Here is a 15,774-nt window from a genome sequence, read left to right on the forward strand (position 1 = left end):
GTAAAATACCATTTAGTGTTTATTTTTAAATGTACTTGAGAAAAGTTTAAAATAGAGGAAGTGTTATGTAATGGGAAACGAGTTTCGCGTGTGCGATGACTGTCAGGCAACGAACATTAAAACGTTAGTTCCGAAGTTAAAAAAAGTAGATTCATGTGCAACGATTGAAGTTGGATGTCAGTCTTACTGTGGTCCTGGTCGTAAAAAATCATTCGCATTTGTAAATAACCGTCCAGTTGCGGCTCCAACAGAAGATGAGTTAATCGTGAAAATTGAAGCGAAGTTAAATAAGTAAGAAAAAGAAGAGTGAAAAGATTACTCTTCTTTTTTTATGCCCATAAGAGGAATGATTTATTCTGCGAAAGTACTCTTGTGTGGACGAACATTTTCTAAAGGATGAACATAACTTTTGTATTAAAATACCAATTTGTATAAATTTATATTTCAAAATAATGGTTGACAGTCTTTTAAAGCGATAGGTAGAATAGAAGTGTCTGATTCTGATAATCATTATCAGGGAAATAACAATTCACCTAATTTTTTTATTACTATTTGAGAATAAATTTCATTTCAATAAATATATGTTGTTGGTTAGGATGGTTGAGGGATGGAAGCGAGCGCAAGCAGTATAGAACAGCAAGAAGAGAATGTTAAAGAGATTAAGAGCAGACCGCTCATCGCTTCTATTATTTTAGTAGCGGGTACAATTTTGTTAGCTTTAAGCATGGCAGTTTCTATTTCTTTTGGGGCTGCAGATATTAGTTTAAAGACTGTATGGCAAGCTGTATTTCAGTTTGATGGATCTATTACACATCATAACGTAATTCAAGAGCTTCGCATGCCTAGAGCAATAGGGGGCGTAGTTGCAGGTGCCTTTTTAGCGGTATCAGGAGCAATTATGCAAGGTATGACGCGAAATCCACTTGCTTCACCATCGTTAATGGGGATTACAGATGGAGCTGTATTTGGAATTGCAATTATGTATGCATTTTTCCCTAATTCACCTTATTTAATGTTTGTTATCGCATCTTTTATTGGAGCTGCGTTTGGTGCAAGCATTGTATATGGAATTGGATCTTCTTCACCAGGTGGATTAACACCTGTGAAATTAGCTTTAGCAGGTGCAGCTATTAGTGCTTTATTAGGGGCAATTTCATCTGGAATCGCATTGTATTTCAATCTTGCCCAAGAGGTGAGTATGTGGAATGCAGGCGGAGTCGCTGGAGTGAAATGGCAAAGTATTAATATGTTAGTGCCAATTGGCCTTATTTGTCTTTTTATCGCAATTATGATGTCGAGATATATTACAATTTTGAGCTTCGGTGAAGAAATTGCGATTGGACTTGGTCAAAATACGACATTGATTAAATTTATCGGAACAGTACTTGTTCTTGTTTTAACGGGTTCCGCAGTTTCCATGGCAGGATCAGTTGGATTTGTTGGTCTTGTAATTCCGCATATGACTCGTTTCCTCGTAGGCTCGGACTATAGATGGGTTATTCCATGTTCTGCGGTCTTAGGTGGGCTGTTAATTGAATGTGCAGATATGTTATCTCGCGTTATTAACCCGCCATTTGAAACGCCAATTGGAGCAATTACAGCGCTAATTGGGGTTCCATTCTTCCTCTACTTAGCACGTAATGAAGGGAGAGGAAAGATGTGAGGACGAGTGTCTTAACAAAAAAGAACATTTCTATATTAACGATTTTAGTAGGACTAATCGTTTCTATATTTCTTATTAGTTTAAATACAGGAACTTTTAAAATCCCGCCAATGGACGTATTAAAGTCATTGGTTGGACTAGGGGCTGAAGATCAGTCTGTTATTTTATTTGAATTCCGTATGCCGCGTATGGTAATTGCTATACTAGTCGGATCTGCTTTAGCTATGTCAGGCGCGATTTTGCAAGGTTTATCACGAAATCCTCTTGCTGATCCAGGTATTATAGGTATTAATGCTGGAGCGGGATTAACAGTTGTTATATTCGTCTACTTCTTCTTCGGGAAAGTAGGGACTGGTACATTTTTATCTGTATTCATTCTCCCATTCTTCGCACTAGTTGGAGCGATATTAGCAGCGGTAATTATTTATTTACTAGCATGGAAAGACGGCGTTTCATCGACTCGATTAATACTAGTCGGTATTGCCGTTGCAGCTGGATTTGGAGCTGTTAGTTTAATTTTCTCTATGAAGATGACATCTAACGATTTTCGTTTTGCTACGATTTGGCTGGCGGGAAGTCTATGGGGTACAGATTGGAAATTCGTATTAAGTGTACTTCCATGGATGGTTATTTTCTTACCGCTTGCTATAAGTAAAGCACACATATTAAATGTAATGAACCTAGGCGATTCTACAGCAGTTGGCCTTGGTGTAAACGTAGAAAAAGAAAGACGTAAATTATTATTTATTGCAGTTTGTTTAGCAGGGGCATCTGTTGCTGTTGCCGGCGGAATTGGCTTTATCGGTTTAATGGCCCCGCATTTAGCAAGGCGCCTTGTTGGTGGTAAACATCAAATTATGTTGCCCACAGCTGCGCTAATAGGAACGTTTTTACTTTTATTCGCAGACGTAATTTCAAGAAGTGTACTAACAACTTCAGAAATACCAGTCGGTCTTGTTATTTCTGTAATTGGTGCACCGTATTTTATTTATTTACTTATGAGGACAAAATAAAGGGAGGCTTTTCGTATGGCAACTTTAGCGGTGGATGCGGTATCGGTTGGCTATAATGAAGGTTTAATTATTGATGGATTAACAGTTGAAATTCCGGAAGGGAAAATTACAACAATTATTGGACCAAATGGTTGTGGGAAGTCCACATTATTAAAAACGGCGTCTCGTATTTTGAAGGCAAAGCAAGGTACTGTTTATCTTGACGGAAAAGCAATTGAGAAACAGCCAACGAAAGAAATTGCAAAGAAAATGGCGATTTTACCACAAACTGCAGAAGTGCCAACGGGTCTTACTGTATTTGAGCTTGTGTCATATGGAAGATTCCCTCATCAAAAAGGGTATGGCACGTTGAAAGAAGAGGATTATCGCTACATTAACTGGGCACTTGAAGTGACAGGAATGAAAGAATTTGCGAATCGTCCAGCAGAAGCGCTATCAGGCGGTCAACGTCAACGTGTTTGGATTGCAATGGCTCTTGCACAAGGAACAGAATTACTTGTATTGGATGAACCAACGACGTACTTAGATATGGCTCATCAATTAGAAGTATTAAACTTATTGAAAAAGTTAAATGAAGAAGAAGGTAGAACGATTGTTATGGTTATCCATGACTTAAATCACGCTTCTCGTTTCTCCGATCATATGATTGCATTAAAAGCAGGTAAGTTAATGAAACAAGGAACGCCAGATGAAGTTATGACAAGTGAAACACTTCGTAACGTATTTGAGATTGAAGCTCAAATCGTTCCATGTCCAGTAAACTGTAAGCCAATTTGTTTAACATATGATTTAGCGATGATTAGTAATCAATTGCGTAAAAAAGCATAAGTAGAACCCCCTCGTGAAGAGGGGGACTTCTAATGGACGTTGAGCTTCTTATATAAGAATGGGAAGTTGAACGCCCGTTAGAATGGGTTATTAACAACAATTAATAAATATATATTAATTAATTGTTATCTTTGTTTCTTATAGTTCGTTGTAACTTATAAGATAAATACAGCTAGAAGGAGTGGGAACATGAAGAATTTTAAAATGGCACTATTAGCAATGGTACTAGTTGTGACTTCTGTACTATTTGCAGCTTGTTCTAACAAAGAAGAAGAAAAGAAAGCAGATGCAAAGACTGAAGAGCGCACTGTAAAACATGCAAAAGGGGAAATTAAAATTCCTGCAAACCCAAAGAAAATTGCTGACCTTAGTGGTTCAACAGAAGAATTATTAATTTTCGGTATGAAACCGGTTATTACTGCTAATACATCTCAAGAAAAAATTGATGCACATATTGAAAAGAAACTAAAAGACGTTAAACCAGTTGGTTCTGCTTGGGGCGATAAAATTAACATCGAAGCAGTAGCTGCTGCAAAACCAGATTTAATTCTTGTAAATAATCGTCAAGAAAAGATTTATGATCAATTATCTAAAATTGCACCAACAGTTATGTTAAACACTCCATTAGATCAATGGCGTCCAAAATTTGAAGAAGTAGGTCAAATCTTCGGTAAAGAAAAAGAAACAAAAGAATGGTTCAAAAAGTATGATGAAAAAGCAAGCAAATTACATGACAAAATCGTCGCTAAAACTGGTGAAGCAACATTTATGAAAATGGCTGCATATCCAAATGCTTTCCGCGTATACGGTGACTACGGTTACGGTAGCGTAATCTTTAATGACTTAAAACTACCAGCAGTTAAAGGTACACCAACTGATAAACCACTAGTACAAGTACAAAAAGAAGCTTTAATCGATTACAACCCAGATTACTTATTCGTATTTACAACTGGTGACGGTTCTCAGCGCTTGAAAGAATTCCAAGAAGAATCAATTTGGAAAAACATGAACGCTGTTAAAAACAACCACGTATTCACAATTAAAAATGAAGACTTAAACAAAGGTTACTTCCCATTAGGGAAAGATATGATCTTAGACGAAGTTGCTGAATTCGTTTTAGGTAAATAATGTATAAAGGAAATCACTTTTACTTCGGTAAAGGTGATTTTTTCTTTTTATAAAGGGAATTAATACAGTCTTTCATTTCTTTCTGTTTCTCATTTCGTTTATAATATAAAGTAAGAATGTAGTAAAGAAAGGGGGATGTCGGAAAGTGGTATATTTAAACGACAAACTCAGCGAAACAAAAGTGTTTAAAGACCCAGTACATAAATATGTGCACGTGCGTGATCGTGTTATTTGGGATTTAATCGGAACGAAAGAATTTCAACGCTTGCGCCGTATTAAGCAGCTTGGAACGACATTTTTTACATTTCACGGTGCAGAGCATAGTCGCTTTACTCATTCGTTAGGTGTATACGAAATTATTCGTCGTATGATTGATGATGTGTTTGATGGCAGACCAAATTGGAATGCTGAAGATAGATTGTTATGTTTATGTGCGGCATTACTTCATGATGTCGGTCACGGCCCATTTTCTCACTCGTTTGAAAAAGTATTTTCATTAGATCATGAGAAATTTACGCAAAAGATTATTGTTGGCAATACGGAGATTAATGGTGTATTAAGTCGTGTTGATAAGGAGTTTCCACAAAAGGTAGCAGATGTAATTGCAAAAACGTCTACTAATAAATTAGCAATTAGTATGATTTCGAGCCAAATTGATGCGGATCGTATGGATTATTTATTAAGAGATGCTTATTTTACAGGCGTAAAGTACGGAAACTTCGATATGGAACGTATACTGCGTGTAATGCGCCCGTATGGGGATCAAGTAGTCATTAAAAATAGTGGTATGCATGCTGTTGAGCATTACATTATGAGTCGTTATCAAATGTATTGGCAAGTATATTTCCACCCAGTAACGCGAAGTGCAGAAGTTATTTTAACGAAGATTTTACACCGTGCGAAATCACTGCACGAGAAGTATTATACATTCAAAAATCATCCTGTTCATTTCTATTCTTTATTTGAAGAAGAAGTAACAGTAGAGGATTATTTAAAGTTAGACGAGAACGTTATGTATTACTACTTCCAAGTATGGCAGGAAGAAGAAGATACAATTTTAAGCGATTTATGCCGCCGTTTTATGAATCGAAATCTATTTAAATATGTAGAGTTTACAGATAAACACGGTTTAGATAATTGGATGGAATTAAGTAGTTTATTTAAAAAGATTGGACTTGATCCGGAGTATTATTTAGTAGTTGATTCAACATCAGACTTACCGTATGACTTTTATCGTGCAGGAGAAGAAGAAGAGCGTCTACCAATCCTACTTCTTATGCCAAACGGAGAGCTTAGAGAGCTTTCACGTGAGTCGGATATTGTTGAGGCGATTACAGGTAAGAAAAGAACGGATCAAAAGCTATTCTATCCACATGATTTAATCTATGAAGATGGAAGAAAAGGAAAATATAAAGAGAGAATTATTGAGTTGTTAGAAGGAAAGAAATAAGAAGCAGCTAATGGCTGCTTCTTATGAAAAAACTTGAAATTATTTGTCGCTTAAGCGTTTTCCGCCAACTGCATAATGGTTTTTAGACATTTCTTCGATGAAAACAACGATGTTTTCTTCAGGAGCACCAGTTGTTTCGCTTACTGCTGCTGTTACTTTCTCAGCAAGAGCTTTCTTTTGTTCTTCTGTGCGTCCTTCTAGCATTTTCACTGTTACGTATGGCATGTACAATCGCTCCTTTTATGTAAGTTACACTCTTATTATAGCGGATTATGGGGAAGAACAATCGAAAAAACAAATAATTTCTTTTTTTGACATATGGAAGAGGAGATGAAGTATGGATCAGTTATTTAGATATCCATTGCACGAAATTCCGTTAGTAGCAATGGCAATTATTATTGCACTATCCGTTCATGAATTTGCACATGCATATGTTGCATATAAATTTGGGGACGATACAGCAAAGAGACAAGGGCGTTTAACGTTATCACCGATGGCCCATTTAGACCCTATCGGTTTGATTGCAGTATTAATTCTTGGATTCGGTTGGGCAAGACCAGTTCCTGTTAATCCATATAACTTTAAAAGACCGCGTCTGGCAGGTATATTAGTGTCAATTGCAGGGCCGATTAGTAACTTAATTTTAAGTGCAATTGGTTTAATTATTTGGTATAGCTTATTAAAATTTGGTGTATTATACTCAATTCCATCTGCAGTGGCAGATACGTTAGCTCAATTTTTCCAGATTTTTATTATGCTGAATATCGTTTTACTTGTATTTAACTTATTACCGATCCCGCCACTTGATGGATATCGAGTTGTGGAAGATTTAGCGCCAGCAAATATTCGCGCGAAAATGACACAGTATGAAAAATACGGGGCAATTGCGTTATTAATTCTCGTTATTACACCGCTTAGTAATTACACAATTCAACCTATTTTCCAGGTAGTTATTCCGCATGTATTTGTATTTTTAGACAGCATCATTGCGCCTATTTTTGGCCTTTTATAATTTTTAAGTGAGGAGGATTTTACATATGACAGAGAAAAAGAAAAAAATCGGTTTTAATATCGTGAAAAATGATTCAACAGATGGACATGGTGGATTTGGTGTTGGAGCATTAAGCTTAGAAAACATTTCACCTGTATTTGTTGATGTACTAGAGAAGACTGCATTCGTTGATATCGGTGCGATGCATGCGCGTAGTACAGTAGAAAAAGGTATTAAGTTTTTAACAAATAAAGATGAAGTTCCAAATGGAAAACCATTTTGGCTTGTTTGGGTAACAATTGAAAGAACTGCGACAGGTGCGTATTACGCAGGTGTAACAGCTTGTGAAATGACAGTTGACCGTGAGATTCGCCGCGGATATAAATCACTTCCAGAACACGTAAATAAAATGGATAAATCATTGAAGCGTCACATTATGGTTGACCATATGGATGAATCATCTAAAAAGGTACTTGGTACGTTCTTGAAAGAACATAATGAAGCGATTTGGAACGAATCTAGTGAAGAATTGCGCCGTGCATTATTAAGTGAATAAAAAATAGCTGACGGATGCCCGTCAGCTATTTTTTTACCAAGGAAGATATTTTTTCCACCAACTTGTTTTTTTCTTTTCTTCAGTTGTTTTTTCAAATTCTTCTTTATCATCGACGTGATCCATACAATATTCAGTCGGTTCGGTACCTTTAGCGAAATACATTTTCACAGAAATAGGACAATTTTTTGTAGCAATTTTACCGTTCTCTGGATTGATATTAACCGCTACGACGTCACTTGGTTGTTTAAATTCTTTTTTAGGCTGTCCATCTAAGCCCTTCTCCATCGTATCAGTCCATATTTTCTTCGCATACCCCTGTTCTGCTACGTTTGAAATAGATTTAGGTTGATCATATCCGACCCATACACCTGTTACGATTTGCGGAGTAAATCCGATCATCCAACTATCCGTTTCAGTAGAACCAGATTTGCCGGCATATGTTCTTGATAATTTTGATAACATCGATTGGCCAGTTACAGCAGCATAACTGCTTAGTTTCTTATTAAACATACCAGTCATCATTTCTTCCATTACAAACGCTTTGCTCTTGTCGAGAACTTGTTTACTCTCTAAATGAGCATCGTATAATATATTTCCTTCATGATCCATAATGCGGCGAATGAAAGTAGGTTTTACTTCTTTTCCACCGTTTGCGAACATGCTATAAGCGTTAACCATTTCAATTGGTTTTACTGGTGATGTACCGAGAGCTAGAGAAGGCACATCTTTTAATGCACTTTTAATTCCAAATTGTTTCGCTGTTTTTGCTAGCGTGTCATCTCCTAAAAACAAATTCGTTTTCACAGCATAAATGTTATCAGAGACTGCGAGAGCTTGTGCCATCGTTACGAAATCATCTGCATAATAATCTTTATAGTTCTTCGGTTTATACTTTGAAACGCCGTCACCTAGGGTGAATACAGTATATTCGCTTTTTAAGCGCGTAGCAGGCGTGAATCCTCGTTCTAATGCCGCATAATATAGAAATGGCTTAAATGTAGAACCAGGCTGACGAACGGCTTGTGTAGCCCTGTTAAATTGACTCATATTATAATCAGTTCCACCAACAAGAGCAGCCACTTCACCTGTCGTTGGATTCATAGAGACGAGAGCAGTTTGTATGTTTGTTGTGTCAGGTATATGATCTTTTACAGCTTGTTCTGCTACAGCTTGTAGTTTAGGGTCTAGCGTTGTATAAATTCGTAAGCCACCTCGTTGTAAAGCTTGTTCGTCTAATCCAACATCACGAAGAAGCGAAGCTTGTACAGCATCTTGGAAATATGGTGCGACCTCTGCTACTTTTTTCGTATCTAATGAGGCAAAAGTTAGTGTCTCTTTCTTCGCTAAGGTTGCTTGTTGCTTCGTAATATATCCTTGCTTCACCATTTCATCTAATATGAGAGCTTGTCGTCCTTTAGCGCGATCCTCTTTCAAAAAGGGAGAATAGACACTTGGCCCTTTCGGGATACCTGCCAGCATACTAGCTTCTGCTAATGTTAACTCTTTTGCCGTTTTATCGAAATATAGACGGGACGCAGCTTCGATGCCATAAGCGCCATGTCCGTAATAAATTGTATTTAAATATCCTTCTAAAATATGATTTTTATTATAGTTTACTTCAAGGCGGATAGTGTACATTGCCTCTAATAATTTTCGTTTCCACGTTTTATCATGATCTAAATACAGATTACGCGCGTATTGTTGTGTAATTGTACTAGCTCCTTGTACCTTTGCCATCGCTTTTAAATCAGCAACAATTGCACCTGCAATCCGTTTCACATCGAAGCCGTGATGTTTATAAAATCTTTGATCTTCAATAGAAAGGGTCGCTTCTTTTACATAAGGTGAAATTTCATTAAGAGAGACATTGTAACGTTTTTGAATTTCGTTACTTTGTCCAATAACAGTATCATCGTTTGCGTAAAAGACGCTTGTTTGCGGGACCGCAACAGGAGGAGGTCCCATAATTTTTGCAACTATAATAATAACAAAAAAAGAAAAAACGAAGAAAAGGACGCACGAAAACATTGCGGTGAAGAAAAGACGTTTATATTTTTTAAGTTTTGGATTCATAGTTTGATCCATCTTTTTTCAGCCCCTCATTAATACAAGCGTTATTGTATTAGTATTGAGGGTTTTCGTTTATTTTAAACAATGAAATTTCGAAAATAAAAAGCTCCTTCCATTAAGAAAGGAGCTCAAAGGCACGTGCTGGCCAATCGGTAATGATGACATCTACACCATAATCAATCATAGTTTGTAAATCTTTGTATTCGTTAATTGTATATGGACGGAAAACATATCCTTGCTCTTGTGCTAACTGCACAAATTCTTTCGTTAATAACTGGAAGTTTGGATGTAATCCACTTGCTTCTCTATGTTTTGCTTCGGAAATTGGATCAGTAAGTGGTGTATCATATAAAATTGCTCTTGGGATTTCAGGAGCAATTTCTGCTAATAATGAAACAGAGTCATGGTTAAATGATGAAAATACAATTTGATTAGAAAGATGATATTCACGCACAAGTGCAACAGCTTTTTCCTCAATATTTGGGTAATGAATAACATCTGTCTTTAATTCAATATTTAGTTGTAAGTTCGTTGTGGAAAGCCAAATGAAAACCTCACGCAACGTTGGGATTTTTGCTTCATGGAAAGAAGGGTCTTTATAGCTACCAGCGTCCAATAATTGTAGTTCCTCTACCGTTTTTTCAGAAACAAGTCCAACGCCATTTGTTGTACGATCGACGGTTTCATCGTGAATTACGACAAGTTCACCATCTTTTGATAAGTGGACATCGAGTTCAATTCCGTGAGCACCAATGCGTTCTGCTTCTTGGAAGGCAATCATCGTATTTTCGGGATGTGTTCCTTTTACTCCGCGGTGAGCGAAAATAAGTGGTTTACTCATGTGAAATTCTCCTTATTATCTCTTTTCTTTTATTATGAAACTGCTTTAGGGAAAATACAATTGAATATGACAAACATTTACAAAAGTCTAACAGTTGCAGAAAAGTTAACGTTAACGTAAAATGTAATAATCAAGTGAAGGGAGGAATAAACATGTATAAAATTGATGAAGTAACAAAGCAAGTCGGTTTAACAAAACGTACACTTCGTTATTATGAGGAAATTGGTTTAATTCATCCCCCAGAACGTAGTGAGGGAAATATCCGTCTGTATACGGATGAGGATATTGCCAGAATTAAAAGAATTGTAGAATCGAAAGAAGTGCTAGGAATCACACTTCAAGAAATGCAGCATTTCTTATCACTAAAAGAAAGAATGGAGCAAAGAAGAAATAGCGAAAATCCTCGTGATCGTGAAGTGATTCAAGAAATTAAAGATATGCTTGAAAAACAAGTGCAAACGTTAGACGAAAAAATGGAGCAAATGCAACGTGTAAAGGCAGAACTAGAAGATAGTTTACATCGTGCAGTAACATTTTTAGAGAGCACAAAAGGAGAGTAATCAAAATGGAGAGCAAACAAAAACTAGGGAGATTGATTACAGTGGTGGCTACCTTCCTTGCCTTTTCGGGTATAGGAGTAGTCGACCCAATTTTGCCGATTATTGCAGAGAAAATTGGTGCATCGCATTGGCAAGTTGAAATGTTATTTACCGCTTATATTTTAACGATGGCAATTATGATGTTACCAGCTGGTATATTTGCATCGAGATTTGGTGATAAACGGATGATGACAATCGGTCTTGCGATTGTGACTGTATTTGCGTTTATATGTGGTATGTCACAAACGATTGCTCAATTATCTCTTTTCCGCGCTGGATGGGGATTAGGGAATGCGATGTTCTTCGCGACGGCGATGACTTTATTGATTGCATTAAGTAAAGAAGTTCATGAAGCAGTAGGATTATACGAAGCAGCTATCGGCTTAGGTATGGCTGGCGGACCGTTATTAGGCGGGATATTAGGTGGTCATTCTTGGCGTTATCCGTTTTTCGCGACGAGTATTTTAATTTTCTTAGCATTTATTTTAGTATTCTTTTTTGTAAAAGAACCAGAACGAAAAGTGAAGCGTAAGGCTGCTGGCGTAGGGGAATTACTTAACCTGGTGAAGTATAAACCATTTATGCAAGGTGCCATTTCAGGGATGCTATACTACTACGGATTTTTTGTCGTGTTAGCATATTCACCACTTATTATGCATTTATCAGCTATTCAATTAGGCTTTGTATTTTGCGGATGGGGACTCGCGTTAGCTTACGGTTCTGCAATTTTAGCACATAAGCTAGAAGGGAAATATGAACCAAAAACATTATTGAAGGGTAGTTTACTCGTATTTGCGATTTTCTTAATTGCACTATTCTTTGTGAAAATTATGTGGTTACAAATTACTCTTATCGTTTTATCAGGATTGGCGTCTGGCTTAAACAATGCATTATACACAAGTTATGTAATGGATATTTCACCTTATGAAAGATCTGTTACGTCAGGTGTTTATAACTTTGTTCGTTGGTTAGGTGGTGCGATTGCTCCGATTTTATCAGGAATTATCGGTCATACTGTTTCACCACAAAGTCCGTTTTTAGTAGGTGGAATTGTGGTGTTAGTTGGTTGTATTATGATCCTAATTCCAATTCGTAAACCAGTAGAAATAGAGACAAAAGCCCTTTCTTAAGAAAGGGTTTTCTTTCCTTTTACGGTGCAAACCCTTTCCGCACATATGTTAGAACCCTCTGACTAAAATATATTTTCGGTATTTTTGTACTTTTAACTATACATTTTGGATGTTTTGTTTTATTTTTGTTAGGGGACATTAATGATGTCCCTATTATAAATTTGCATTGAAAGGCGTGATTGTACGATGGAACTATGGTTCACTGAAAAACAAACAAAACATTTTGGGATTACGGCGCGTATTAACCGCACATTACATACGGAGCAAACAGAATTCCAAAAACTTGATATGGTTGAAACGGAAGAGTTCGGAAACATGCTTATTTTAGATGGCATGGTTATGACAACAGAAAAGGACGAGTTCGTTTATCACGAAATGGTAGCGCACGTACCTTTATTTACACATCCAAACCCTGAAAACGTATTAGTTGTTGGTGGCGGTGATGGTGGTGTTATTCGTGAAGTGTTAAAACACCCAAGTGTAAAGAAAGCAACTCTTGTTGAAATCGATGGAAAAGTAATTGAGTACTCTAAACAATACTTACCATCAATTGCAGGCGCATTAGATAATGAGCGTGTAGAAGTAAAAGTAGGAGACGGTTTCCTACATATCGCAGAAAGCGAAAATGAATACGATGTAATTATGGTAGATTCTACTGAGCCAGTAGGACCAGCAGTAAACCTATTTACAAAAGGCTTCTACGCTGGAATTTCAAAAGCGTTAAAAGAAGATGGTATTTTCGTTGCACAAACGGACAACCCTTGGTTCACACCAGAGTTAATTACAACTGTGTTTAAAGACGTAAAAGAGATCTTCCCAATCACTCGTTTATACACAGCAAACATTCCAACTTACCCAAGTGGTCTTTGGACGTTCACAATTGGATCTAAAAAACATGATCCATTAGAAGTAAGTGAAGAGCGTTTCCACGAAATCGAAACGAAATACTACACAAAAGAATTACACAATGCAGCATTCGCATTACCGAAATTTGTTGGCGATTTAATTAAGTAAGAGAATTGTATCAAACAAATAAAGTGTAAGTAGCTCATTTAAGGTGTTTGTCCAGAAGACTTGAACATGCTAGCTACTTACACTTCTGTAGAGAAAATCGTCTTCTTGTTGTTAAAAAGAAGACCCGGTAAATCGAGAAAGAGGAGCAATTCGCTCCAAATTTGAGAAATAGTGAAAGGTTGGGATACCTTAAGTTCCACATAAGGAGGAAAAGAATATGCGTTTTGATGAAGCTTATTCAGGTAAAGTATTTATTAAAAGTCATCCAAGTTTTGAAGAGTCAAAGGTAGTTATTTATGGGATGCCTATGGATTGGACAGTAAGTTACCGTCCGGGATCTCGTTTTGGCCCTGCACGTATTCGTGAAGTATCAATCGGTCTTGAAGAATATAGCCCGTATTTAGATCGTGAACTAGAAGAGGTAAAATATTTTGATGCGGGTGATATCCCATTACCATTCGGAAACGCACAACGCAGCTTAGACATGATTGAAGAGTATGTATCAAAACTTTTAGATGCCGATAAGTTTCCACTAGGTCTCGGCGGTGAGCACCTAGTGTCTTGGCCAATTTTTAAGGCAATGGCAAAAAAATATCCGGATTTAGCAATCATCCACATGGATGCTCATACTGATTTACGTGAATCGTATGAAGGGGAGCCTTTATCCCACTCTACACCAATTCGTAAAGTGTGTGATTTAATTGGTCCGGAAAACGTATATTCTTTCGGAATTCGTTCTGGAATGAAGGAAGAATTTGAATGGGCGAAAGAAGTAGGTATGAACTTATACAAATTTGACGTATTAGAACCGTTAAAAGAAGTATTACCGAAACTTGCTGGCCGCCCAGTCTATGTCACAATCGACATTGATGTATTAGACCCAGCTCACGCTCCAGGAACAGGAACGTTAGAAGCTGGCGGTATCACATCTAAAGAATTATTAGATTCCATCGTAGCAATTGCAAATTCAAATATAAATGTAGTTGGAGCAGACTTGGTAGAAGTAGCTCCAGTCTACGACCATAGTGATCAAACACCAGTCGCAGCAAGCAAATTCGTGCGGGAAATGCTGCTCGGTTGGGTGAAATAAAAGTGAAGCCGACTGTTTAGGCCCGGTGGCTAAGGTTCTTTCCTGCAAAAGGCGTTTTTTGCCTCGAAGGAAGAAGCGAAGCCACCGATCATTCTAGCCACTGCAGCTAGATAAAATAAAAGCCCTCTATATGATTAGAGGGCTCTTATTTTTTCGTTATGTGTCGGTAAGTCGATATATTAAAAAAACCGCCGATATAATTTCATTTACTGTTACGCAACACAAAAAAGAGCTATTCCTAAACGATGGGAATAGCTCTTTTTCTTATGCAACCTTCTCTTCCGAAGTAACTCCGCGAATTTCATCAGCAGAGCGGATCGGATATTTACGGAACACAATAGATCCGATGTATCCGACAATAGTGGTAACGATCCCACATAATATAGCAGCAATTGTTACTTTTACAACGTCATTAAATCCGAATAAGACAAGAAGTCCTGGGATTGGTGATGCTGTTCCTGGTGCATTATTAACGAGCTGGAACAGAGAGGTAATAATACCAGCAAGTGCACCGCCAACGAAGTTTGTCGCATAAATTGGAATCGGATTTGCTGAAACAACATCGGCTTGTGTTAAAGGCTCGATTGCTACAGCAATTGTATCTTTCTTTGAACAAATTTTTAAGCGTTTAAAGAAAATAAAGTTCATTGGGGCTGAAGCTGCTACAGCCAGACTACCAATTGCCATTGGTAAACCTGTTAATCCAAGCATTGCAGTTAGTGCCATAGAACTCAGTGGAGAGGTAGAAATAACTGTTATTAATCCACCAAGCATAATACCCATAATGATAGGACTTTCTGTAGTTGCAACTGAAATCATAGAACCGATTTTACCAAGTGTGGCGTTAACGAGCGGATCCATAAGCATTGCCATTCCGCGTGAGATTGGTGCAGCGATAAATAGGATTGCTAAAAATTCCACACCAGCTGGTAATTTCTTTTCGAGAAATTTCACGACGAAGGCACAAACGTATCCAGCGAAAAATCCTGGTAAAATACCAAATCCACTAGTAGCGATACCAATTAAAACAGCATATACGGGGGAAACACCGATTGCTAATGCGACTAAAATCGCTGCTGCGACACCGCTCATACTACCGGAAGCTTCTCCTACTGATTGTAAAAAGTCATTATGAAACATTTCTCCACCTATATAACGGTGAAATGCTTCAATAAGAAAACTTGCAATTGCTGCATTAGCTAAAGCGCCCATCGCCTTCATTCCGTAAGGCGCACGGTAACTGAAAAGTGTAAATAGACAAAGTACAACAAGTAATAGTGCTAAACCTTGCAAGATAGCCATTTGAAAACTGTCTCCTTTGATTTTTGTAATAAAAATTCGTATCATTCAATAATAATATAAAAGTGTATGAAACGGAAAAATTTTTTCTTGGGAACTGGT

The 15,774-nt window shown here is 37.3% G+C and carries 16 protein-coding genes; 12 read left to right on the forward strand and 4 right to left on the reverse strand.

The window, feature by feature from the left end:
- The first annotated feature begins 70 nt into the window (after positions 1–70).
- The 6 genes from DN401_RS19565 (at position 71) to DN401_RS19590 (ending at position 6,082) form a co-directional block, all read left to right on the forward strand.
- Positions 71–295, forward strand: a complete 225-nt coding sequence (locus DN401_RS19565) for a YuzB family protein (protein WP_000526071.1) — start codon at positions 71–73, stop codon at positions 293–295.
- A 312-nt stretch (positions 296–607) separates the two neighbouring features.
- Complete coding sequence (locus DN401_RS19570) at positions 608–1,663, forward strand: FecCD family ABC transporter permease (RefSeq protein WP_000388293.1); 1,056 nt, start codon at positions 608–610, stop codon at positions 1,661–1,663.
- Entirely contained in the window at positions 1,660–2,676 is a 1,017-nt protein-coding gene (locus DN401_RS19575; RefSeq protein WP_001260757.1) for a FecCD family ABC transporter permease, read from the forward strand. Before DN401_RS19570 ends, DN401_RS19575 begins: the two co-directional genes overlap by 4 nt.
- Positions 2,677–2,691: 15 nt before the next feature.
- Positions 2,692–3,504, forward strand: coding sequence for an ABC transporter ATP-binding protein (locus DN401_RS19580; protein ID WP_000212070.1), 813 nt, complete (start codon positions 2,692–2,694; stop codon positions 3,502–3,504).
- A gap of 189 nt (positions 3,505–3,693) precedes the next feature.
- Positions 3,694–4,632, forward strand: coding sequence for an ABC transporter substrate-binding protein (locus DN401_RS19585; RefSeq protein WP_000787724.1), 939 nt, complete (start codon positions 3,694–3,696; stop codon positions 4,630–4,632).
- Positions 4,633–4,777: 145 nt separating this feature from the next.
- Positions 4,778–6,082: an HD domain-containing protein gene (locus tag DN401_RS19590; RefSeq protein ID WP_000262743.1), complete on the forward strand. Its 1,305-nt coding sequence runs from the start codon at positions 4,778–4,780 to the stop codon at positions 6,080–6,082.
- 39 nt (positions 6,083–6,121) lie between these two features.
- Here DN401_RS19590 and DN401_RS19595 read toward each other — a convergent pair whose 3' ends face one another.
- Positions 6,122–6,307 (reverse strand): 2-hydroxymuconate tautomerase, encoded by a 186-nt coding sequence (locus DN401_RS19595; protein ID WP_001147171.1) that lies wholly within the window; start codon positions 6,305–6,307, stop codon positions 6,122–6,124.
- Between the two features lie 112 nt (positions 6,308–6,419).
- Between DN401_RS19595 and DN401_RS19600 the strand changes: the two genes are divergently transcribed.
- Complete coding sequence (locus DN401_RS19600; protein WP_000372445.1) at positions 6,420–7,094, forward strand: site-2 protease family protein; 675 nt, start codon at positions 6,420–6,422, stop codon at positions 7,092–7,094.
- A 25-nt stretch (positions 7,095–7,119) separates the two neighbouring features.
- Positions 7,120–7,629, forward strand: a complete 510-nt coding sequence (locus tag DN401_RS19605; protein WP_000136678.1) for a YwhD family protein — start codon at positions 7,120–7,122, stop codon at positions 7,627–7,629.
- A 33-nt stretch (positions 7,630–7,662) separates the two neighbouring features.
- Here the strand turns inward: DN401_RS19605 and DN401_RS19610 are convergent, their stop codons facing one another.
- Both DN401_RS19610 and DN401_RS19615 read right to left on the reverse strand, forming a co-directional pair.
- Complete coding sequence (locus DN401_RS19610) at positions 7,663–9,714, reverse strand: transglycosylase domain-containing protein (protein WP_000372958.1); 2,052 nt, start codon at positions 9,712–9,714, stop codon at positions 7,663–7,665.
- 100 nt (positions 9,715–9,814) lie between these two features.
- The gene (locus tag DN401_RS19615) at positions 9,815–10,540 is read right to left on the reverse strand and encodes a glycerophosphodiester phosphodiesterase (RefSeq protein WP_000042779.1); all 726 of its coding nucleotides are present in this window, start codon (positions 10,538–10,540) and stop codon (positions 9,815–9,817) included.
- Positions 10,541–10,692: 152 nt separating this feature from the next.
- On the opposite strand from DN401_RS19615, the gene DN401_RS19620 reads away from it, so the two are divergent.
- The 4 genes from DN401_RS19620 to speB all read left to right on the forward strand — a co-directional run bounded on the left by DN401_RS19620 (position 10,693) and on the right by speB (position 14,373).
- A complete protein-coding gene (locus tag DN401_RS19620) occupies positions 10,693–11,100 on the forward strand; it encodes a MerR family transcriptional regulator (RefSeq protein WP_000276573.1) in 408 nt (135 codons plus the stop codon).
- Positions 11,101–11,105: 5 nt separating this feature from the next.
- Complete coding sequence (locus DN401_RS19625) at positions 11,106–12,269, forward strand: MFS transporter (RefSeq protein ID WP_000444228.1); 1,164 nt, start codon at positions 11,106–11,108, stop codon at positions 12,267–12,269.
- Positions 12,270–12,455: 186 nt separating this feature from the next.
- On the forward strand, positions 12,456–13,283 hold the full coding sequence (gene speE, locus DN401_RS19630; protein WP_000424696.1) for a polyamine aminopropyltransferase: 828 nt from the start codon (positions 12,456–12,458) through the stop codon (positions 13,281–13,283).
- A 217-nt stretch (positions 13,284–13,500) separates the two neighbouring features.
- Positions 13,501–14,373 carry an agmatinase gene (gene speB / locus DN401_RS19635; RefSeq protein WP_001209831.1) on the forward strand — a complete coding sequence of 291 codons (873 nt, stop codon included), beginning with the start codon at positions 13,501–13,503 and terminating at the stop codon, positions 14,371–14,373.
- Positions 14,374–14,637: 264 nt separating this feature from the next.
- On the opposite strand, the gene DN401_RS19640 is transcribed toward speB, so the two are convergent.
- A complete protein-coding gene (locus tag DN401_RS19640) occupies positions 14,638–15,675 on the reverse strand; it encodes a PTS sugar transporter subunit IIC (protein ID WP_000996319.1) in 1,038 nt (345 codons plus the stop codon).
- Between the last annotated feature and the right edge of the window lie 99 nt (positions 15,676–15,774).

The organism is Bacillus sp. BF2-3, from assembly GCF_008368795.1.
Lineage (GTDB): Bacteria > Bacillota > Bacilli > Bacillales > Bacillaceae_G > Bacillus_A > Bacillus_A cereus.